General features: G+C 45.6%; 22 protein-coding genes. 19 read left to right on the forward strand and 3 right to left on the reverse strand.

The annotated features are described in order from the left end of the window. The first annotated feature begins 184 nt into the window (after positions 1-184). The 12 genes from MHI32_RS13335 to ftsY all read left to right on the forward strand — a co-directional run bounded on the left by MHI32_RS13335 (position 185) and on the right by ftsY (position 12,959). Positions 185-697, forward strand: a complete 513-nt coding sequence (locus tag MHI32_RS13335) for a DUF177 domain-containing protein (protein ID WP_036686482.1) — start codon at positions 185-187, stop codon at positions 695-697. Between the two features lie 69 nt (positions 698-766). Then, complete coding sequence (gene rpmF, locus MHI32_RS13340) at positions 767-940, forward strand: 50S ribosomal protein L32 (RefSeq protein WP_019911234.1); 174 nt, start codon at positions 767-769, stop codon at positions 938-940. A 358-nt stretch (positions 941-1,298) separates the two neighbouring features. After that, complete coding sequence (gene fapR / locus MHI32_RS13345) at positions 1,299-1,895, forward strand: transcription factor FapR (protein WP_036686484.1); 597 nt, start codon at positions 1,299-1,301, stop codon at positions 1,893-1,895. Then, positions 1,879-2,868 carry a phosphate acyltransferase PlsX gene (gene plsX, locus MHI32_RS13350; protein ID WP_038570599.1) on the forward strand — a complete coding sequence of 330 codons (990 nt, stop codon included), beginning with the start codon at positions 1,879-1,881 and terminating at the stop codon, positions 2,866-2,868. Before fapR ends, plsX begins: the two co-directional genes overlap by 17 nt. An 8-nt stretch (positions 2,869-2,876) precedes the next feature. Beyond that, complete coding sequence (locus tag MHI32_RS13355) at positions 2,877-3,866, forward strand: beta-ketoacyl-ACP synthase III (protein ID WP_139329841.1); 990 nt, start codon at positions 2,877-2,879, stop codon at positions 3,864-3,866. 21 nt (positions 3,867-3,887) lie between these two features. Further along, on the forward strand, positions 3,888-4,811 hold the full coding sequence (gene fabD, locus MHI32_RS13360; protein WP_076138632.1) for an ACP S-malonyltransferase: 924 nt from the start codon (positions 3,888-3,890) through the stop codon (positions 4,809-4,811). A 54-nt stretch (positions 4,812-4,865) separates the two neighbouring features. Then, positions 4,866-5,615 (forward strand): 3-oxoacyl-[acyl-carrier-protein] reductase, encoded by a 750-nt coding sequence (fabG, locus tag MHI32_RS13365; protein WP_036686492.1) that lies wholly within the window; start codon positions 4,866-4,868, stop codon positions 5,613-5,615. 125 nt (positions 5,616-5,740) lie between these two features. Further along, positions 5,741-5,974: an acyl carrier protein gene (locus MHI32_RS13370; protein ID WP_036686493.1), complete on the forward strand. Its 234-nt coding sequence runs from the start codon at positions 5,741-5,743 to the stop codon at positions 5,972-5,974. Positions 5,975-6,192: 218 nt separating this feature from the next. After that, positions 6,193-7,428, forward strand: coding sequence for a beta-ketoacyl-ACP synthase II (gene fabF, locus MHI32_RS13375; protein WP_076101782.1), 1,236 nt, complete (start codon positions 6,193-6,195; stop codon positions 7,426-7,428). A 15-nt stretch (positions 7,429-7,443) separates the two neighbouring features. Beyond that, complete coding sequence (gene rnc, locus MHI32_RS13380; RefSeq protein ID WP_038570606.1) at positions 7,444-8,148, forward strand: ribonuclease III; 705 nt, start codon at positions 7,444-7,446, stop codon at positions 8,146-8,148. Positions 8,149-8,345: 197 nt separating this feature from the next. Continuing rightward, positions 8,346-11,915 carry a chromosome segregation protein SMC gene (gene smc / locus MHI32_RS13385; protein ID WP_076126122.1) on the forward strand — a complete coding sequence of 1,190 codons (3,570 nt, stop codon included), beginning with the start codon at positions 8,346-8,348 and terminating at the stop codon, positions 11,913-11,915. Between the two features lie 36 nt (positions 11,916-11,951). Next, positions 11,952-12,959, forward strand: a complete 1,008-nt coding sequence (gene ftsY, locus MHI32_RS13390; protein ID WP_076183732.1) for a signal recognition particle-docking protein FtsY — start codon at positions 11,952-11,954, stop codon at positions 12,957-12,959. A gap of 124 nt (positions 12,960-13,083) precedes the next feature. Here the strand turns inward: ftsY and MHI32_RS13395 are convergent, their stop codons facing one another. Continuing rightward, positions 13,084-13,962, reverse strand: a complete 879-nt coding sequence (locus MHI32_RS13395; RefSeq protein ID WP_340012514.1) for a DUF1835 domain-containing protein — start codon at positions 13,960-13,962, stop codon at positions 13,084-13,086. 354 nt (positions 13,963-14,316) lie between these two features. Here MHI32_RS13395 and MHI32_RS13400 point away from each other — a divergent pair, with 354 nt between their 5' ends. The 4 genes from MHI32_RS13400 to MHI32_RS13415 all read left to right on the forward strand — a co-directional run bounded on the left by MHI32_RS13400 (position 14,317) and on the right by MHI32_RS13415 (position 18,701). After that, complete coding sequence (locus MHI32_RS13400; protein ID WP_036686502.1) at positions 14,317-15,780, forward strand: circularly permuted type 2 ATP-grasp protein; 1,464 nt, start codon at positions 14,317-14,319, stop codon at positions 15,778-15,780. Positions 15,781-15,855: 75 nt separating this feature from the next. Then, the gene (locus MHI32_RS13405; protein ID WP_076104260.1) at positions 15,856-16,809 is read left to right on the forward strand and encodes an alpha-E domain-containing protein; all 954 of its coding nucleotides are present in this window, start codon (positions 15,856-15,858) and stop codon (positions 16,807-16,809) included. Continuing rightward, positions 16,806-17,672 (forward strand): transglutaminase family protein, encoded by an 867-nt coding sequence (locus tag MHI32_RS13410; protein ID WP_076126126.1) that lies wholly within the window; start codon positions 16,806-16,808, stop codon positions 17,670-17,672. Before MHI32_RS13405 ends, MHI32_RS13410 begins: the two co-directional genes overlap by 4 nt. 219 nt (positions 17,673-17,891) lie before the next feature. Then, the gene (locus MHI32_RS13415; RefSeq protein ID WP_340012516.1) at positions 17,892-18,701 is read left to right on the forward strand and encodes an SDR family NAD(P)-dependent oxidoreductase; all 810 of its coding nucleotides are present in this window, start codon (positions 17,892-17,894) and stop codon (positions 18,699-18,701) included. Here MHI32_RS13415 and MHI32_RS13420 read toward each other — a convergent pair. Beyond that, positions 18,693-19,169 carry an SRPBCC family protein gene (locus tag MHI32_RS13420; protein WP_340012517.1) on the reverse strand — a complete coding sequence of 159 codons (477 nt, stop codon included), beginning with the start codon at positions 19,167-19,169 and terminating at the stop codon, positions 18,693-18,695. The two genes, MHI32_RS13415 and MHI32_RS13420, sit on opposite strands and share 9 nt — an antisense overlap. Positions 19,170-19,494: 325 nt before the next feature. On the opposite strand from MHI32_RS13420, the gene MHI32_RS13425 reads away from it, so the two are divergent. From MHI32_RS13425 to MHI32_RS13435, 3 genes are all read left to right on the forward strand, one after another. Then, positions 19,495-19,638, forward strand: coding sequence for a hypothetical protein (locus MHI32_RS13425; protein ID WP_339173866.1), 144 nt, complete (start codon positions 19,495-19,497; stop codon positions 19,636-19,638). 977 nt (positions 19,639-20,615) lie between these two features. Continuing rightward, a complete protein-coding gene (locus MHI32_RS13430; protein WP_175619945.1) occupies positions 20,616-20,765 on the forward strand; it encodes a hypothetical protein in 150 nt (49 codons plus the stop codon). Between the two features lie 463 nt (positions 20,766-21,228). Next, the gene (locus tag MHI32_RS13435; RefSeq protein WP_076218040.1) at positions 21,229-21,627 is read left to right on the forward strand and encodes a DnaJ family domain-containing protein; all 399 of its coding nucleotides are present in this window, start codon (positions 21,229-21,231) and stop codon (positions 21,625-21,627) included. Positions 21,628-21,765: 138 nt separating this feature from the next. Here MHI32_RS13435 and MHI32_RS13440 read toward each other — a convergent pair whose 3' ends face one another. Beyond that, positions 21,766-22,188: a GNAT family N-acetyltransferase gene (locus MHI32_RS13440; RefSeq protein ID WP_076280750.1), complete on the reverse strand. Its 423-nt coding sequence runs from the start codon at positions 22,186-22,188 to the stop codon at positions 21,766-21,768. Positions 22,189-22,198 lie beyond the last annotated feature (10 nt).

Genomic DNA, 22,198 nt, shown 5'->3' on the forward strand with positions numbered 1-22,198 from the left:
TATATTTATTGAGTTTAGTAGGGTAGATTTCTAGAGATACTGTTAGCACAAGCTGATCTTTTGATTTACACTAATAGTTATATCATAATTCACCGCATTTTCTGAAACAATATAAAGGGAAAATGGTTGACAAAGGTATAGAATACTAGGTATAATAAATTTTGTTTGTTTGGGAGTGATAAGTATGCAGATTCACTTTCGCAAATTAGCGAATGCCGACGAACCGTTACATATTCACGATGTTGTGGATGTCAGCGAGGTAGTCAAAGGGCGCAAGGATATTCTAACTGTTGCTCCGCTCTCAGTAGACCTTAAAGCGCTGCCCGCGGGAACCGATTGTGTGAACGTGGTGGGGAAACTGAGTGGAGATGTGGACATGTTATGTTCACGTTGTCTCACGGAGGTCAAAAGTGATTTGAACATTCCTTTTGCTGAGACTTTCAAGTGGCTTAAGCAGCCAGTTCTTCCAGATGATGACGAAGATGAGGATCTCATTTACGTCAAGGATGAGGTTGTGGATCTTATCCCGTATGTGGAAGAAAATTTCGTACTGCACTTACCGGATTCGGTATTGTGCAAGGCAGACTGTCTTGGTCTTTGTCAGAAATGCGGACAGAACTTGAACGAAGGCACCTGCAGTTGCGACAACACAGTGATCGATCCTCGACTCGCTGGGTTGAAAGACTTTTTCAAATGAAACATTACAACAAAACACATCCTGCTCTGAGGAGCAGGCTGACAGAAATATCACGAGGAGGTGGAACACATGGCAGTACCACAACGTAGAACGTCTAAAACACGCCGTGACAAACGTCGCACCCACTTTAAGTTGGTTGTGCCGGGCATGGTGAAATGTGAACAATGCGGAGAGTTGAAACTAGCTCACCACGTATGCAAAGTTTGCGGAACTTACAAAGCAAGAGAAATCATCAAACAATAGTTTCAAAAATAAGTAGTACTTCACTTCGGTGAGGTACTATTTTTTTGTCCAAATCTAATAAAGATAGGGTTTGCACCTATACTTTATGTTCCGCTCAGAAGTCAATGCTTTATTTTTGGTGCGGCATGCTTTATACTACATATTAGTACCTGGTTCTAAATAATATTTATGATTGTTTGACCTAATATAACAGCGGCCATTCAAGCGGCCGGATGCTTTCTTTAAAATATAAGGAAGTATAAGTTATGCACCTATACTTTATGTCTTATATTTCTCGCTTAAACGCTTACCGTCCTTATTAGGGCGCCGAAGGCGTTTACGCTTGGCATGTGCCAGGAGGTGAGCCGCTATCGAGCGGATGTCCAAGAAAGAACGTCAGCAACAGCTGCTACATATAATTGCAGGCAATCCTTTTGTAACTGATCGGGAGTTGACTCGTCAGCTGAAGGTGAGCATTCAGACGATTCGGTTAGACCGGATGGAGCTGGGAATACCAGAACTGCGTGAAAGAATGAAACAAATGGCAGAGCATTCCTATGATCAGGTGCGCTCTTTGCCTGCGGATGAAGTGATCGGAGATATTGTCGATTTACAGCTCGATAAGAGCGGGATTTCGATCTTTGAAATTCGTGAGGATCATGTCTTTTCCAGAAATGGGATCGCCCGTGGCCACTACGTGTTTGCTCAAGCCAATTCGCTTGCGGTTGCTGTGATTAACGATGAAATTGCCTTGACTGCTTCAGCCGACATACGATTTGTTCGTATGGTTCTGCTTGGTGAGAAGTGCATTGCTAAAGCTCAAGTGCGGTCACTTGCAGGCAGAGGCGGCAAAGCAGAGGTGGACGTATTCACCTATGTCGGAGAAGAATTGGTATTTCAAGGCCACTTTATAGTGTATCGTTCCGCTAATGAAGAGTATAGTGAAGGGGGTAACCGTAGTGCTGATCGCCATTGATGCCATGGGCGGGGACAACGCTCCTGAATGTAATGTCGAGGGGGCGTTGTCCGCGGCCGCGGAATGGAAAGATACGCAGATTGTGCTCGTAGGTGACGAAGCCAGACTAGAGCCACTGCTGAAGGACAAGCCGTCCAACCTGAGTGTGCGGCATGCAGGAGATGTTATTGGTTCTGATGAAGAGCCGGTTAAGGCGGTTCGCCGCAAAAAAGATTCATCCATGGTTGTAGCTGGACGTATGGTGCGTGAGGGCGAAGCAGATGCTATGATTTCGTCAGGTAACACGGGGGCGCTTATGACTACAGGGTTACTTGTAGTAGGCCGTATGCAGGGGATTGAACGTCCTGCGCTGGCACCTATGATTCCGACGCTGGATGATGTTGGCGTGCTTGCGCTTGATCTTGGCGCTAACATGGATGCGAAGCCTGAACATCTGGTGCAATATGCGCTGATGGGCAGCATTTATCGGAATAAAGTGCATGGCATTGCTAAGCCGCGGGTTGGACTTCTAAATGTAGGGACGGAGCCTGGGAAAGGCAACGAACTGACCAAAGAAGCCTATCCACTGCTGGAGAACTTGCCGGGCATTCATTTTATCGGTAATGTTGAGGCACGCGACGTACTGACAGGAAACTGCGATGTGCTTGTCTGCGATGGATTTGCTGGTAATATCCTGTTGAAGTCGCTTGAGGGTACAGCGGGTGCATTGTTCTCTTTACTGAAGGAGCAATTCAGCCGTTCTCTGAAGACTAAACTTGGAGCGGCTATGCTGATGCCGGAGCTTAGAGCCCTGAAGGGCAAGATGGATTATAAAGAGCATGGCGGTGCACCGCTGCTTGGTCTTAGCGGATTGGTAGTTAAGGGGCACGGATCTTCAGACGGAAATGCGGTTAAAAATGCAGTAAGACAAGCGCGGATTGCTCTGCAAGCCGATCTTGTGCCAAGTATATCCAAGGAAATTAGCGGGAAGTGAGTGACGAAATGAAACAGTTGCGGCCGGTTGGGATTATCGGTACGGGTAAATATGTACCTGAGAAAATTTTAACAAACAGTGATCTAGAAAAAATAGTGGAGACTAACGATGAATGGATCGTCAGTCGGACAGGGATCCGTGAAAGACATATCGCTGCACCACATGAGGCAACTTCTGATTTAGCCTATGAAGCTGCACTTAAAGCTTTGGATTCTGCAGGCATGAAAGCCGAAGATCTGGATCTTATTATTATTGCAACGGTAACCCCTGATAGCTCCTTTCCTTCCACAGCCTGCATTTTGCAGGATAAACTTGGAGCAAAAGGTGCTGCGGCATTTGACTTGTCAGCAGCCTGCTCTGGTTTTGTATACAGCCTAGCTACTGCGGTTGGCTTTATTCAGAACGGAATGTACAATAATGCACTCATAATTGGTGCGGACACTTTATCCCGCATCACTGATTATACGGATCGTAACACCTGTGTACTGTTTGGCGATGGTGCAGGAGCAGTAATCATCGGTGAAGTTCCAGAGGGACGCGGTTTCCAATCCTTCGATCTGGGTGCTGAAGGTTCTGGAGGAAACTTGCTTAAGCTGGAAGCTGGGGGTTCGCGCTTGCCTGCATCTCAGCAGACGGTTGAAGACAAGAAACATTTCATCTATATGAATGGCCGTGAAGTGTTTAAGTTTGCCGTTCGTGTTATGGGCTCAGCTACAGAACGTGTGCTTACTAAAGCCGGATTAGGTAAAGAAGATATTGATTTGTTCGTACCGCATCAAGCGAATATTCGTATCATTCAATCCGCTATGCAGCGGCTTGACCTGCCACCGGAGAAATGTGTAATCAATGTTGATAAATATGCTAATACATCAGCAGCTTCTATTCCTCTAGCTCTAGTTGAAGCGGCGGAAGAAGGACGCATGAAGGAAGGCGACACGGTTCTGATGGTTGGATTCGGCGGTGGCTTGACTTGGGGCGCGTCCGTATTGATCTGGTAATAGAGGAAGGAGTTCTTACTTATGAGTAAAATCGCATTTGTCTTTCCCGGTCAGGGTGCACAGGCAGTTGGAATGGGTAGAGATGTATATGAAGCTCTTCCGCACAGCCGCGCGGTATTCGAAAAAGGTGATGAGGTGCTCGGATTTCCACTGAGCCAGCTGATTTTTGAAGGACCTGACAGTGATTTGAAACAGACCGTAAATACGCAACCGGCTCTGCTAACAGCAAGCGTGGCTTATCTGGAAGCATTACGTGATCAAGGGATGAAGCCGGATTATGTAGCTGGTCATAGCCTAGGAGAATACAGCGCACTGGTTGCGGCAGGCGTATTGTCCTATGAAGATGCTGTAAGACTCGTGCGTTTACGCGGTCGTTTTATGGAGGAAGCTGTTCCAGGTGGACAGGGAGCTATGGCTGCAGTGCTTGGTGCGGAGCGGGATGCTCTGGCAGAATTATGCCGGAGCGTATCCGAGGAGAGCGGCGTGGTAGAACTGGCGAATGTGAACTGCCCGGGACAGATTGTTGTTTCTGGTTCACAAGCCGGGGTTAACGGTGTTGTGCAGCGTGTTAAGGAAGCAGGCGGAAAGCGGGCTATTCCGCTGGAAGTAAGTGGACCTTTTCACTCTTCGATGATGAAGGCTGCGGCAGACCGCTTGGCAGACGAGCTGAAGAGTGTTACTTTTAATGCTCCGGCTGTACCTGTTATTGTCAATGTTACCGCAGCACCTGTAACGGATCCTGAAGAAATCCGTGAACTGCTTGTTCGCCAGGTGTACTCCCCTGTGCTCTGGCAAGACAGTATTGAATGGCTGATTGCTGATGGTGTGGATACTTTTGTGGAAATTGGTTCTGGCAGTGTTCTGGCAGGTCTGATCCGCAAAATAGACAAAACGGTCAAAGTAATCAACATTAACACACTTGAAAGTGTGCAAGCTGTCTTGTAAGATACGTTCAAACATTGTTTATCAATAGCAATATGATCGAAAGGGGAATAAATGATGTTCTCAGCATTGCGGGGTCAAACGGCCCTTGTAACTGGTGGCTCTCGCGGCATCGGCCGCAGTATTGCACTTGCTCTCGCGGAACATGGCGTGAAGGTGGCCGTGAACTATGCGGGCAGTGAAGCAGCCGCACAAGAGACCGTAGCTCGGATTGTCGAGCTTGGCTCGGAGGGTATTGCCCTTCGTGGCGATGTCGGCAATAGTGAACAGGCCGAGAACCTTGTCAAAGAGGTTCTGAATACCTGGGGACGTATTGACATTGTTGTCAATAATGCCGGCATTACCAGAGACAACCTGATTATGCGCATGAAAGAAGAAGAGTTCGATCAAGTGATCGAAACGAATCTAAAAGGGGTGTTTAACTGCCTAAAGGCAGCTACACGCCCTATGATGAAGCAACGCTACGGGCGAATTATCAATATTTCTTCCGTAGTAGGTGTAACAGGAAATCCTGGACAAGCTAATTACTCCGCAGCTAAGGCAGGTGTCATCGGTTTAACGAAGGCATCGGCTCGTGAGCTTTCCTCACGGGGGATCACGGTGAACTGTATCGCTCCTGGCTTCATTGATACAGATATGACGCGTGAGCTCTCTGAGGAAGTGCGCAGTGAGCTTGAGAAGGGCATTCCACTTGCTCGTCTGGGGCGTCCTGAAGAGATTGCTATGGCTGTAGTCTTCCTGGCCTCTGAAGGCGCTGCGTATATGACCGGCCAGACACTACACGTGGATGGCGGGATGTATATGTAACTCTCCGTCAAGGAGAAATTACACTGTTTTAATGCTGAAATGTGAGGGATAAAGAAAGCGTTTTTGACGCTCTATGGTATTTTGAACTCATATCTCGTATAATACCAAAAGAGGAGGTGAACCGGATGTCCGATGTATTAGAGCGTGTAAAACGCATTGTCATCGACCGCTTAGGTGCCGATGAAGCTGAGGTAACATTAGAAGCGTCTTTCAAAGATGATTTAGGTGCTGATTCTCTTGATGTAGTAGAATTGGTTATGGAATTGGAAGATGAATTCGATATGGAAATCTCTGATGAAGATGCAGAGACGATTACGACCGTGGGTGAAGTTGTGAAGTACATACAATCTCATACCTAGAGTCATATGATTGAGAGTCCCGTTCCTGCTAGGGCGGGACTTCTCCTCATTTATAGAGCATTAAAGATGAATCAAAGGTTGCCTTGAGCAACTAAATAAGGGATATAACAGAACCGCAGGTTGGTTATTGATGCGGTTATCGCTGTTCATATAGTAGCAACAGAAAGTATATAAGTTCTGAATATAATGTATACAACCTATAGATGGGGTGATTGTGTTTGAGTCATAGAGTGGTTGTTACCGGGATGGGCGTAGTTACATCATTGGGCAAAGATTTGGAGACGTTCTGGGATAATCTTATGAGCGGCAAATCCGGTGTATCACAGGTTGAGACCTTTGATGTCAGTGAGTATACTACGCAAATAGCATCCTCTGTTAAAGATTTCGATCCAGAGGCACTTTTTGGTCGTAAGGAAGCCCGCAAAATGGACCGTTTTGTACAATTTGCAGTGGCTGCCGGTGAGGACGCATTGCGAGATAGCGGACTTAAGATCGGTGAAGATATTGATGCCGAAAGAATAGGTGTATCTGTAGGATCAGGTATTGGTGGTCTTGGAACTTGGGAAGACAATCATAACTTGTTGCTTGAAAAAGGACCGAAGCGGGTTAGTCCGTTCTTCATTCCGATGATGATCGCTAACATGGGTTCTGGGCAGTTGTCCATTAACCTTGGTGCAAAGGGTCCTAATACGACGACAGTAACTGCTTGTGCTACAGGAAGTCACTCCATTGGGGAATCCTTCCGCTTGATTCAACGTGGAGACGCAGATGCAATGATCTGTGGGGGTTCCGAAGCGACCATTCGTCCAACAGGTATGGCTGGTTTTTGTGCTATGAGAGCAATGTCCACTCGCAATGATGAGCCTGAGAAGGCAAGTCGTCCGTTTGATGTGGATCGCGATGGTTTTGTTATGGGTGAAGGTGCCGGGATTCTTATTCTGGAATCACTCGAACATGCTGAGAAACGTGGAGCGAAGATCTATGCTGAGGTTATCGGTTATGGTCTAAGCGCAGATGCTCATCATATGACTGAGCCTGATCCAGATGGTGCAGCTCGCTGCATGAAGATGGCAATCCGGGATGCTGGTATCTCTCCTGAAGATATTGATTACATCAATGCTCATGGTACTTCAACGCCTGTAGGAGATAGATCAGAAACTGCTGCTGTTAAAAAAGCATTGGGTGACCATGCCTATAAAGTGGCAATTAGTTCGACGAAATCCATGACAGGTCACCTTCTGGGTGCTGCTGGTGGAGTAGAAGCTATTATCTGTGGCCTTTCTTTGCAAAAAGGGATGATTGCGCCAACGATTAATTTGGACAACCAAGACCCGGAATGTGATCTGGATTATGTACCAAATGTGCCACGTAAAGCTGATCTTGATATTGTAATGTCGAATTCGTTCGGCTTCGGGGGACATAACGCAACAGTTATTCTAAAAAAATATAATTAGTAAGGGGACAGTGCGGTGAAAGGAGAACTGAAGCAGTTACAACAGCAACTTCAAATCCAATTTCACGATTCTGTGCTTCTGAAGCAGGCCTTTACCCATGCATCCTATGTGAATGAACACCGTTTCAATCAGCATCAGGACAATGAGCGTCTCGAATTTCTTGGGGATGCAGTTCTGGAGTTAACGGTTTCTGAATATTTGTACAATCTATTGCCAGACCGACCTGAGGGAGAGTTGACCAAGCTGCGGGCCGCTATTGTATGCGAGCCTTCACTGGTCAAGTTTGCGGAGAGTTTAGGTTTTGGCCGTTATGTACTATTGGGCAAAGGGGAAGAACTTACGGGCGGACGTACTCGCCCGGCCCTGCTGGCTGATGTATTCGAATCCTTCGTGGGAGCGCTTTATCTCGACCAAGGACTGGAAACAGTGCGGAGTTTTCTTGATAATCACGTATTTCCTCTCGTGGAGACGGATGGGAAATTGCAAATGCAGATGACCGATTATAAGACGGAACTGCAAGAGCTAATTCAGCAGCACAATATGGGTACATTGGAATATCGAATTATAGAAGAACGGGGACCCGCACATGAGCGTGAATTCGTCTCAGAGGTGTATATGGCTAACCGTTCACTTGGTAAAGGAAGCGGCCGGTCCAAGAAGGAAGCAGAGCAGCAGGCTGCAGCAGCAGCACTTTTGCATCTGAAAGAGGACGGTGCCTGAGTTTTGCATCAAGGGGACAAGCGGAGGAGAGCAGCAAAGGTCTGAATACCGGCGTTTAGGCGGAGCTCAGACCGTTGCTGCTCTTTTTCGACAATATAAGAACTTATATGTTCCGCGTTACAAAGGATAAGGTACATCTTAATGGTTTTTTAGGGTACAAACGCTATGGTATAATGGGTCAGAGGTGATTGGCAAGTATGTTTTTGAAACGGATAGAATTAGCTGGTTTTAAATCATTTGCCGACAAAACAGAAATGGAGTTTGTGCGCGGTATAACGGCTGTAGTTGGCCCGAACGGAAGCGGCAAAAGCAATATTTCTGACGGCATACGCTGGGTACTCGGCGAACAGAGTGCTAAATCACTGCGTGGCGGCAAGATGGAGGATATCATTTTTGCTGGAAGTGATGCGCGTAAAGCTGTGAATTATGGCGAAGTATCACTTACGCTTGATAATGAAGATCACACACTTCCGCTGGATTTCAGCGAAGTTACAGTGACTCGGAGAGTCCACCGCAGTGGAGATAGTGAATATTTAATTAATAAGCAGTCCTGCCGTCTGAAGGATATCACAGAGCTGTTTATGGATACCGGTATCGGACGTGAAGCGTATTCGATTATCGGGCAGGGTAGGATTGAAGAAATTCTAAGTACTCGTTCCGAAGATCGGCGAGGCATCTTTGAAGAAGCATCAGGTATTGTAAAATATAAATCGCGCAAGAAAGACGCAAGTCGAAAGCTGGATGATACCGAGCAGAACCTGCTTCGTATTCATGATTTGATCAGTGAGCTTGAGGATCAGATTGGGCCACTTAAGGATCAGTCCGAGAAAGCTATCCGCTTTAAGGAACTTCGCGAACAATTAAAACATCAGGAAATTTCAGTATACGTACACCAGATTGAAGGCATTCATACCGCTTGGCAGGAAGGTAACGCTAAGCTTGAAACGTTGAAGGACGAGCAGCTGGAGCTGTCTACTGTGGTTTCGGCTCATGATGCCAAGCTGGAGAGCGGGCGCTCTGAACTGCGCACGATCGAAGCACAGATCGAGAAGCAGCAAGAGCAATTGCTGCGTTATAGCGAAGCATTTGAGAAGAGCGAAGGTTACGGTGAAGTGCTGAGGGAACGCAAGCGCAATCTGGAAAGTAATCGTGAGCAGTTAATGCTTACGTTAGGTTCGGTTGGCGAGCGTTCTGCAGATCGTCAGCGTGAAGTCGTGGATCTGGAGCTTAAGCTTGAACAATCGCGGCTTAAGCTTGTGGATCTTCGGAAACAGATCGAAGATGAAGAGACAAGGCTTGAAGGTGTGGCAGACGGGATTAGCCAGAGCCAGGAAGAAAAGCTCAAAAGTGCTCTTTTGGAGCTAATGAACCTTATGGCGAATGCACGTAACGAAATTCGTTACGCGGATCAGCAAAAGGAGAATCTGGAACGTCGTATGAGCCGCAGTGAAGAAGAAAGCGGCAAATGGACAGCCCGGCATGAAGAGTTGTCTGCCAACCAGAAAGGGCTGAAGGACAAGATTGCCCAGCTGGGGAAGGAGCTTAGCAATCTTCGCGGGGCTTATATCACTGAAAGTGAGCAGCTCAGTAAACGTCAGAAGCTGATCGAAGAAACACAGTCCGGTCTTCGGAAATGGGAACAGAAGCGGGAAGCGCAAGTCTCTCGTCATGAGACCATGAAAGAGATGCAGGATGATTTCGACGGCTTCATGCTTGGGGTTAAAGAAGTGCTCAAGGGTGCGCGCAAAGGACAGCTCAACGGTGTGCATGGTGCGGTTGCGGAGCTGATCTCTGTTCCGGAGAAGCTGGAAATGGCGATTGAGACTGCTCTAGGCGCATCACTTCAGCATGTGGTCATGGATAATGAGACTGTGTCCCGCCAAGCGATATCATTTCTAAAGCAACGTCAGCTGGGACGAGCTACCTTTCTTCCGCTAGATGTTATCCGGCCGCGCCAGATTTCTGGCAGTGACCGTGGTATGGTGGGTGATGCTGACGGATTTGTTGGAATTGGTTCCGAACTTGTTGGTTACGATGATAAATATACTAGCATTATTGGCAGTTTGCTCGGCAATGTGGTTATTGCGGAGAGCTTGGAGCAAGCAAACCGTATCGCCGCTAGATGCCAATATCGTTATCGGGTAGTTACCCTGGAAGGCGATGTAGTTAATGCCGGCGGTTCGATGACCGGGGGTAGCCAGCATAAGAAGAATAATAGCTTGCTTAGCCGTAAACGTCAGCTGGATCAATTAAGCAGTGAGATTGAAGAAAGCGAACGTCAAATAGTGAAGCTGAAGCAAGGCATTGCCAGACTTCGTGAGGAGCAGGAGAACGCTAGCGTGAAGCTGGAGGACCTGCGCCGTGATGGCGATGAGAAAAGACTGGAAGAGCAAAGAGTCTCCGGTGATTTGAAGCAGCTCGAGCATGAGCTTCGGCATGTGCAGGAGCAAGTGGAGAGCACAGGTGCGGAACGCAGCGGCTTTGAGAATGAAGTACGTGCGCTTGAAGAGACGCGGAAGCAAGCCACTGCTGAGCTTGAACGCCTTGAAAAGGAAGAAAAGGAAGCCCATGAGGGTATCCGTAACGCTGAATCAGCGCGTAAAGCGAATGAATCAGCTAAGGAAGAGCTGCAAGGCAAGTTGACCAGTATGAAAGTCTCGGAAGGCAAGCTCGATCAGGAGATATTCTCCCTGGAGGAGCAGTTACGTCGCCTAAGACAAGATGTGGGTTCACAGGACAAGGAGCTGCGCCAGAATCGAAATCTGTTACATACGATTGAACAGGATCTGGCTAACAATGCTTTGGAAGCTGTGAAGCAGAAGGAAGATTTGAACAGTTACCGCTTGAAGAAGGAAGAGACGACTGGAACTTTGGATTTTGCGCGTGCTGAGCGTACAGCGTTAACCCGTAAGCTGGAACTTGAGGAAGGCAAGACTAAAGATCAACGTCAGGCCCTTAAAGTAGTCGAGGACAAGCTGCGTGCCACTGAAGTTTCTGTCGGTCGACTCGATGTGGAGCTGGATAATATTCTCCGCAAGCTGAGTGATGACTACGAGCTAAGTTATGAATTAGCAAAACAGAGATATCCAGTGCCTGAAGATGTACCTGCCGCACAAGCCGATGTACAGCGTTTGAAGCGCAGTATTTCTGCGCTAGGAGAGGTTAACTTAGGGGCGATCGAAGAATATCAGCGGGTCCATGAACGGTATACGTTCCTCAGTGGACAAAAAGATGATCTAGTCGAAGCTAAGACTACCTTGTATCAAGTAATCCGCGAGATGGAAGATGAAATGTCCAAACGTTTCAAACAGACCTTTGATGCGATCCGCAAACAGTTCGGGACCGTGTTCTCAAAGCTGTTCGGCGGCGGGCGAGCGGATCTCATGCTTCTGGATCCGGAACATATGCTGGAAACAGGTATAGATATCGTAGCCCAACCACCGGGTAAAAAATTGCAAAATCTGCAGCTTTTATCTGGCGGTGAACGCGCTCTAACAGCGATGGCGTTATTGTTTGCTATTTTGCAAGTGAAGCCAGTTCCGTTCTGCGTATTGGATGAGGTCGAGGCTGCGCTCGATGAAGCGAACGTTGTTCGTTTTGCACAGTATTTACGCGAGTTCTCTGAACAAACTCAGTTCATCGTCGTTACACACCGCAAAGGAACGATGGAAGAGGCGGACGTGTTATACGGAGTAACGATGGAAGAGGGCGGCGTCTCCAAGCTCGTCTCAGTACGTTTAGAGGATGAAGAAGCTGAGATTGCTTAAATTCATCAAAGAAGAGAAACTTTTAGGAGGAACCAAATGAGCTTTTTTAGAAAATTAAAAGAAAGCATTTCCGGCAAAACGGAAAGTGTAACGAAACAATTCCGCGACGGATTAGAGAAAACCCGTAAAGGTTTTGTAGAGAAGGTCTCCGACCTTATCATCCGCCGCAAAAAGATAGATGAAGAGTTCTACGAAGAGCTGGAAGAGATTTTGATTGGTGCAGACGTGGGTGTAAACACTGTTATGACCCTTGTCGAGGATTTGCGTGCCGAAGTGAAGCAAAATCGGATTGAAGATGCTGCCGAGCTGAAGCCGATTTTGTCCCGTAAGCTTATGGAGCTGCTGCGCGGAGATGATGATAACAGCCTGAAGGAAAATCCGAATGGAATTACGGTTATTTTGTTCGTTGGGGTCAATGGCGTGGGCAAGACGACTACCATCGGCAAGCTGGCTCATCGTTACAAACAAGAAGGTAAAAAAGTTCTTTTGGCTGCAGGGGATACGTTCCGTGCTGGAGCGATTGAGCAGCTTGAGGTTTGGGGCCAACGCGCAGGCGTAGATGTCATTAAACAACAAGCAGGCTCTGACCCGGCGGCTGTAATGTACGATGCGGTGCAAGCGGCTAAACAGCGCAACGTGGATATCTTAATCTGCGATACTGCTGGCAGACTGCAGAATAAAAGCAATCTGATGGAAGAGCTCAACAAAATCTTCCGCGTCATTCAAAGAGAAATCCCAAGTGCTCCACATGAGGTACTGATGGTGCTAGATGCTACGACGGGTCAAAATGCACTTACGCAAGCCAAGTTATTTGGTGAAAAGAGTGGCGTCACTGGCTTGGTCTTGACGAAGCTGGACGGTACGGCTAAAGGCGGAATCGTTGTAGCGATTCGTCAGGAAATGAATTTGCCGGTGAAGTTTGTAGGTCTTGGAGAAAAAATGGAAGACTTGCAGCCATTTGATTCGCAGCAGTTCGTACATGCTCTTTTTGCCGGATTAATTGCCGAGGAAGAAGAGTTAGAAGAATCGGAAGAGCAAGTGTAATCAACAGCACAATATAAACATAAAGAAGTCATATTTACAAGGAATGCCCTCGAAGCTATATTTAGTTAGGAGGGCATTCCTTTTCTTTTTTATAAAGGGTTTGTCCGTCATTTTGTAGCAACTGCTAAGCGACTTTTAGAAAGTATAAATGCATCGCGTAAGGGATCCCTTTAAAGAACAGCTTTCCCTCACTAATTAGCCTCCAGAAGCGATATTCTATGAATGAGGTACTGAGATACAAATTCCATTGCCCTATAATTGTGCCTACAACTAGACCTGCATTTACGTAGCCATCTCGATCCTCATACTGTTGAAATTGCAGAATTAAAGAAAGAATTTCTTCGTCATAGTAACTCTCGGGAACATTCATAAGCTGGCCATCAGCCCAAACTCTAAGCATATCCTCGGTGTTGCTGATTTTTTGCCATTCTAGTTCATACTGTTTTCTTTGAGCGGAGGTGATAGGGGATGTGTTTTCGGTAATTTTTATAATTTTTTGCAGAGCTTCATTTGGGAGCTGACTAAGTGCTCTGGGATATAAGCCGATTTCAAATGAAGCGGCAATCTCCCTATAAGCCTTGACTGAATCAATAACATGAATAGGTTGCGTCCTCTCACTAAGAATAGAAAGTGCAAATCGTAAACCTGTCTGATCATGGGAGTTATCTCCGCACCAAATAGTGATTTTTTTGTCCTCGGGAATTTCTTTTAAGGTCTGAATCATGGCTGCCAGTTTATGCTGGGGATTTAAATGATAACCCTGATCCGGAAATCGTTCCTGAAACCATAACTCACGGGTATGATAGCCTTCATTATTATGTAATCCACGCAACGGTCCAGCAGAGAACGTCTCATTAAATGAAAGTACTCGTATTAAATGACGACAACCCAGATGACTAAGGGCTACCTTCATTGATCCCGCTTCAGACAGGCCAAATAACAGATAAATGTGATTCCGCCTAGTCTCTTCCTGCTCAATTGACATAGTACATTTGTGCTCCATAGGTCACTCTCCCATCGCAACAAATTATACCATACTCAATGAATCCACATCCTCAGGCAACTATATAAAAAATACATTATATGAAAAATTCATAACAGTAATGCTTGTCACACTTCCTGCATACAATTCAATGATGAATCTACATTTCATCTCCGGCAACCTATATAAGAGAGAAAGGAAGCGATTCCAAAAAATACAAATATCTCCGGAATCACATTTCTCTGTTATATATGTTGACATGAACGAGTGGATTTACGTATTATGAGAATATAAACCAATATTTTCATGGGTGTTTTCTGAAATGGAAGTATAAGTTGTTAATAAAGATTACATCTATCGAAAGGAGTCGGGCTCATGTCCAAATTAGATCCTCTGCCAGGTCTGTCTCCGTATCCATTACAGCATTTTTTCGATGAAATGTATGCTGATAAGAGGAATGTCCGGCCGCACTACAGACATGTGAATCGCATGTTTTCCGGAATGAGCTCCGAAGAGCTGCAAGGGAAGCAAAATTTAATGCAGCGTAGGATGATGGAAGAAGGAATTACCTTTACGCTTTATAACCCGGCTCAGGATCATCCTATGGAGCGAACGATCCCCTTCGATATGATTCCACGTATTATCCCTAAGAATGAGTGGGAGAGGCTAGAAGCTGGAATTATTCAGCGTATCACAGCTTTGAATTTATTCATTCATGACATTTACCATGAGCAATACATTGTTAAAGATGGCATCGTCCCTAGGCGTATGATTATTTCCAACTGTTACTTCCGGCCAGAAATGTCAGGTCTGCGAGTGCCCGGTGGAGCTTATATCACCACCTCAGGAATCGATCTGATCCGCCACCACGATGGGCATTATTATGTACTTGAAGACAACCTGCGAACACCCTCCGGCTTTTCCTATCTTTTTAAAGGCAGAACTCTTATGAATCAATTGTTTCCTGAATTGTCCTTTGCCAGCTCCATCCGAGATGTAGATCATAGCTTAAATCGCTTCTTATCCGTGCTTCGTAGTCTATCTCCTTCAAGAAGGTCAGATCCGGTTATAGCACTCCTAACGCCTGGAGAATACAATTCTGCATATTATGAACATGCTTTTTTGGCACAGCAGATGGGTATACATTTGGTCGAAGGACGAGATTTGGTAACAAAGGATCACAAAATATATTTGAAAGAAATGAACGGACTGCGTCGCGTGGATGTGCTGTATCGTCGGTTGGATGATGATTACATTGATCCGCTAGCCTTTCAACCTGATTCTTTATTGGGTGTGGCAGGACTTATGAATGCGTATAGGGCAGGCAACATAGCGATTGCTAATGCGCCGGGAACCGGTGTTGCAGATGATAAAGCGATGTATGTCTATGTACCGGATATGATTCGTTATTATCTGAATGAAGAGCCGATCCTTGGTAATGTGCCGACGTATTTGTTGTCCCGACCCGATGAACGCCTGTATGTTCTTGAGAACCTATCCGAAATGGTTGTTAAAGAAACCTCATTATCCGGAGGATATGGGATGTTGATCGGAAGTGAGGCGACCAAAGAAGAATTAGCGGAGTTCCGAATGAAAATCATTGCCGATCCGGACCGGTATGTGGCACAGCCAATTATGTCCTTGTCCAGAGCGCCAGTATTGTCGGGAGGCACTATGGCACCCCGGCATATCGATCTTCGGGCTTTTGTATTAATGGGCGCAGACCGGAAGCCGCATGTCATACCTGGTGGATTAACACGAGTGGCTATGAAAGAAGGTTCACTGGTTGTGAATTCCTCGCAAGGCGGTGGCGTAAAGGATACTTGGGTTATGGCTTGATCTATTATCTTGTAAGCCTTGATTGTGAATCAAAAATATGCAGCATCAATTTGGAGGATAAAGGAGTGGCTAAAGATGCTGAATCGAAATGCGGAGGCTTTATTCTGGATCGGCCGATATATTGAAAGGGCAGAGAATCATGCGCGGCTAATCAATGTACATTATCATATCCAGCAGGAAGAGGATTTTCAGGAAGAAGGACATAAATGGTCGAGGCTTATCGATGCATTAGGAGTTCGAAGTGAATATTTGCAGCAGTTCGAAACCTTTTCTGAACAGGACGTGTTATCCTTTATTACACTCGATTTGGGCAATTCGAATTCATTATTCTCTTGCGTACATCATGCTAGAAATAATCTTCGCACACTGCGTCAGCATCTTCCAAGTGAGCTATGGGATATCGTCAACAGCTTTAATCTATGGCTTGGGGAGCGGTCAGTCGCTGATATTATGAGTGGTCCACATCATTTCTACCAGCAGGTGAAGGAACGTGCGGCTATGTTTCTAGGAGCAGAACAATCCGTAATGCTTAGGGGAAATGAATGGCATTTTATAGAGAGCGGCCGTTTTCTGGAACGTGCAGAGAATACGACGCGTATTTTGCAGGCAGTTATTGCCTCTTGCCGTTTTAAAGAGCTTAATGCAATTTATATTCAGTTACAGGCTGTGCTGAAATCGGTAAGTGGTTATCAGGCGTTTCGCCGTTATTATGCAGATGCTATGTCACCGGAGAGCATTTTAGATTTTTTGATCGCAAATCCCAAATTTCCACGTTCGATCCGCTTTTCTTTTCACCAGCTGGAAGAGCATTTAGCTAGACTTGAATTAGATTCCTCAGAAAAAGGCTCAGGTCATGAAAAGGTCATCCGTCAAGCAGGAAAGCTGAAGGCAGAGCTGGATTATATGGAGAAAGAGGAAATGTCCGGTGAACTGGTGGAAGATGTGCTGCAATCACTCGTAATATCTTGCCAGAGACTGGGCAAAACGATGGAGGGCGCCTTTTTTCGGCGAGAAGGAGTATCTGTATGAAGATTCAAATCAATCACACCACCACATACAGTTATCCAGAGCCGGTTACGGACAGTGTCAATGAAATCAGGCTTACCCCACGCACCAACTATCGGCAATCCTGTTATCACCATGAGGTTGAAGTATCTCCGGCAGCTAATCTATTAACGTATGAGGATTTCTTCGGTAATCGGGTGCATGCCTATTCGGTTAATAAGCCACATACGGAAATGGTAATCCATACGAAAGCTACTGTAGTAACGCTGGATAAAGCCCAGGGTACCGATCTTCCGCGAACCAGCCTTGAAGAGCAAGTTAAACTATTAAATGATGAAAAGTTTCAGAACCGTTATATTGAGTTTATTTTGCCGACCCGTTATACCGAGGTGACTCCTGAATTAGTGGAGTTCGCCTCCCAGTACCCTTTTAGTGAAGCTGAGGATATGTATGAATGGATTCTGAAGTTATCTTCGACGATTTATGAACAGTTCACCTATGATCCTGAGGCAACAAGCGTAAATACAACGGTAAAAAAAGCCCTGAAGCTTAAGCGGGGGGTCTGTCAGGATTATGCTCATCTTATGATCGCTGTCTGCCGCAGTGTAGGTCTGCCTTCCCGATATGTTAGTGGATATCATTTTGTCGGTGATCTACAGAGCAGCAATGCTAATTTCGAGCAGGCTTCACATGCTTGGGTGGAGACCCATATTCCGGGTACGGGCTGGCTTGGTTTTGATCCGACGAATAATGTTGAAGTGAACTGGCGTTATATCAAGCTGGGTCATGGACGGGATTATAAAGATATAGTACCTGTAAAAGGGGTATATCGCGGTGGAGCAGGCACACTAACTGTAAAAGTGGACGTACGCAAGCTGGATAACTGAATTGAAATAATCGAAACATCGAACATCGAACATCGAAACAATCAAAAAAATCAAAATATTCGAAACAAACTCTCCGCTCATCTTATTGAATGGGGAGATTTTTTTGTGCGGCGTGCCTAAATTCTGAAGATTTATGAACGAGATGATTCCATTACAGGTTTATTTGGGTAATCTTGATCCATAGTACTTATCTTACAGACATTAGAGGAGAGATTACATATGAGCCCAAACATATCTAAGAAACAAAGATTTATTGGAAAAACAGCGATTATAACCGGAGCGGGCTCGGGAATTGGCCGTGCTACCGCTATTAAGCTGGCGCGGGAAGGTGCAAATGTAGCATTGTTCGATTTAAATCTTGAAAGAACCTCTTCCTTGGCAGAAAAGCTTAATAAGCTTCGAAAAGATTGTGCGCTAGCCTTAGAGGTAGATACTTCGGATGAGAAAAAGATGGAGGAAGCCGTACGTTGTACGGTGGAACAATTCGGAGGCGTGGATGTAGTATTCGCTAACGCGGGAATTAATGGCGCTGTGGGTCCGATAGAAGAACTAAGCTTGAGCGACTGGGAGCGTACGATGTCGGTGAACTTGACGGGGACTTTTTTGACTCTAAAATATACTATTCCTCATCTGAAAGATAGAGGGAAAGGCAGTATTATTATTACTAGTTCCATTAATGGGAACACTAGATTTGCCAGCTTTGGGTGGTCTACTTATAGCACTACCAAAGCTGGACAGGTGGCTTTTGCCAAAATGGCAGCTCTCGAGCTTGCTAAGTTTAAGATTCGTGTGAATGTGATCTGCCCTGGGGCTATTGCTACGAATATAGATGAAACCACTGAAATGAGCGAGGATGTTGAAGCAATCGTCATTCCGATTGAATTCCCTGATGGAGCGCAACCCTTGGCAGATGGACCGGGCAAGCCGGATAATGTCGCTGATCTCGTTGCTTTTCTGGCTTCGGATGAATCTATCCATATTACAGGTGCGCAAATCGTGATTGACGGCGCGGAGTCCTTGTTATCCTAATTTCGAGATCGCTTCCCGGTATTGCTCGTACCATTTATTCCATTCGTCTTTCCGTGACTCCAGCGTCGTGCCTTCCAAAAGATGCTGGAACACTTCTAGACAAACATGCCAGCCAGCGAGATCACGTGGGGTATGCGGGGTAAGCGTTTGTAGTGTTTCGTTTAAGACGAGTAAACAGCCTTCTGAATTAGGGTATAACTCAAAACGAACAAGATCCTCAGCCCAAGTAAACTCAAAAATAGATTGATGCAGCAGCGCGGTAATTTCCATATCCACAAACGTTCCGTTTTGCATATCAAACTTTATAAGTCCGCCTTCACGCAGGTCCTCGATTTGTAATTCAGAGAACCATAAGGCAAGCTTCTCATTTTCGGTCAAATAGGACCAAATCTCAGTTGCGGAATGCTTTAATTGCCGTTCGAAACGAGCGACATAATGTTGATCTTCTTTTTGGATGTTAGCTAACATTTATATTTCTCCTTTGGACTACTGCGGTAGTCCTTTTTTTATTGAGTTGAGGCTCATTAGAAAGAGTATAGCAATCGCCTGTGTTAATTGCACGATCAGGCTTGAAGCGTAACTTATAGGGAATAGAGGGCAATAAAATAGCGGGAGAAATAAGGTCACAAGCAAGTCCACAAGCTCGATTTGCGTACGGCGCGGAGTTAGTGTTGGCGGGGAAAAGGGATTGAAGATAGGGATAAGTGCGTGATGAGGGTGAAAATGGAGTGATGAAGGTGATAAGTACGCATGACGGGGAAAGGGAGTGAAGAGAGGGATAAGTGAATGATGAATGGCGGAAGTAAACAGTAGCATCTACGGTGGCGAGGATGCATCGGCGTTGCGGACTGTATTGCAGCTATTTGGCGTTTTTGATGTGTTTATTAGAAGTATCGGACCGCATAGCGCTTATTGCTGCGATTTTAAAGAAAAGTAGGGTGTGTTTGAGCGAATAGCTGCAACTGAGTCCGATAGCAGAGGGAATAAGCCTGAATTTGTGAAATAAGGTCATCTGAGTCCGAACGTTACATGGTAGCGAGGATGCATCGGCGTTGCGGACTGTAGTGCAGCTATTTGGAGTTTTTCGTGTGTTTATTAGAAGTATCGGACCGCATAGCGCTTATTGTTGAGATTTTGAAGAAAAGTAAGGTGTGTTTGAGCGAATAGCTGCAACTGTGTCCAATAGCAGAGGGAATAAGCCTGAATTTGTGAAATAAGGTCATCTGAGTCCGAACGTTACATGGTAGCGAGGATGCATCGGCGTTGCGGACTGTATTGCAGCTATTTGGAGTTTTTGATTTGATTATTAGAAGTATCGGACCGCATAGCTCTTATCGCTGCGATTTTGAACAAAAGTAGGGTGTGTTTGAGCGAATAGCTGCAACTGTGTCCGATAGCAGAGGGAATAAGCCTGAATTTGTGAAATAAGGTCATCTGAGTCCGAACGTTACATGGTAGCGAGAATGCATCGGCGTTGCGGACTGTATTGCAGCTATTTGGCGTTTTTGGTGTGTTTATTAGAAGTATCGGACCGCATAGCGCTTATTGCTGCGATTTTGAACAAAAGTAGGGTGTGTTTGAGCGAATAGGTGCAACTGGGCCCGATAGCAGAGGGAATAAGCCTGAATTTGTGAAATAAGATCATCTGAGTCCGAACGTTACATGGTAGCGAGAATGCATCGGCGTTGCGGACTGTATTGCAGCTATTTGGAGTTTTTGGTGTGTTTATTAGAAGTATCGGACCGCATGGCGCTTATTGCTGCGATTTTGAATAAAAGTACGGCGTATATGAGCGAATAGGTGCAACAGAGTCCGATAGTACAGCGAAATGGACTAAATTAGTGAAATAAGGGCTGCTGGGTCCGAACGATCAATGGTGACGTAGATGTAATGAAGGTACAAAGGATGTAGTATATGAGCAAGAGCTACTGGGTTCGATCGGTTTGCGGAGACCTGGATTCGCTAATGGATCGGACTGTATTGCAGCTATTTGGTGTTTTTGGTTTGTATTTTGAACATATCGGACCGCATAGCGCTTATTGCCGCGTTTTTGAACAAAAGTAGGGTGTGTTTGAGCGAATAGGTGCAACTGAGTCCGATAGTACAGCGAAAAGGACTAAATTTGTGAAATAAGGGCTGCTGAGTCCGAACGATCTATGCGACGAAGATGTAATGAATGTGTAATGAATGTGTAATAAAGGATGTAGTATACAAGCAAGGGCTCCTGGGTCCAAACGTTTCACGGTGGCCAGTGTATGCTGACATTGCGGTTATGGGCTTAGAATATGCATTGTGTACGATAGTTACAGAGTCTGAGCTATTCAACTGTGCGAGGAGGGCAAGGGGCATTTGAGTAAATAGCTCGCCATCCCTATAGTTAACAGCATAGGAAAGATCTGAGAAAGCATTCCGGCACCTTGATGCAAATCCTAAGTCTCTTATGCTAAAATTAACGCAATTCCGTAAAATCTACTTTTGCTTAGGCAGGGTAGTTAATAGTGTGGTATTGGTGAAGGAGGCTGCGTATATGGGGATGATGTCTTGGTTAGCTGAGCAGCGGATTCAGGAGTCTATGCGTAACGGGGAATTTCGAGATTTACCTGGGCATGGCAAGCCGCTGGAGCTCGAGGATTTATCGGGTGTGCCGGAAGAATTGCGGATGTCTTTTAAAATCATGAAGAACTCCGGACTGGTGCCTGAGGAAATCTCTCTGCGAGCTGAATGTGTTACGTTGGAAGGATTGCTAGCGGCTTGTCATAATAGCGGAAGTGCAGAAACCAGTGAGGGCAAGGCTTTGCGGTCAAAACTGTCTATGAAAAGACTGCGTCTACAGGAGTTATTGCGTGAACGCGGCTTGGATAGTAACCCTGCTTTTATGCAATACAGTGCTCAAATACACGAACAGATGATAAAGGAAGAGGAATAACGCTGGTTACGTTACTGCCTAAATGCCTACAGTCATTTGGACATCAGAAAAAATAGTGTAAAATAAAAAGGCATCTCTTGGTCGTTTTAGACAGAAGAGCTGCCTTTTTGCTTGTTATGTGTAACTAAACATGTATACTCATCTAATTTGTTTAAAATATACCCATTCCGGATCGCCATCATCTAAATTCTCAATGACTCCGCTTTTAACAAACCCTTGAGAAAGACATAGTTGCTGCATGATCGTATTGGATTCATTGGTGGAGGTGAAAAGCTTGGGGGTGGGGCATTGTTCCTCGATGTAGCTAAGGAGTGTTTTGGCTATGCCTAGGCGTCTGAACTCAGGATCCACAATGACCAGCTGAATAAAACAACATTCGAAAAAGGTGGTATCGCAGCAAGCAAATCCTACAAACGTTCCATTATGTGATGCTACGTAACACTGCTCATGCTTGATATATTTTTCAATCTTCGATTTGCGGCTTTCATTGCCAATGATCTTGCTGTCTATTTTGGTGAGCATGGGTAGATCTGAAATTGTAGCTTTTGTTACGAATATCATAGTAAGTCTC

This window comes from Paenibacillus sp. FSL H7-0690 (assembly GCF_037980415.1).
Classification (GTDB): domain Bacteria; phylum Bacillota; class Bacilli; order Paenibacillales; family Paenibacillaceae; genus Paenibacillus_AQ; species Paenibacillus_AQ odorifer.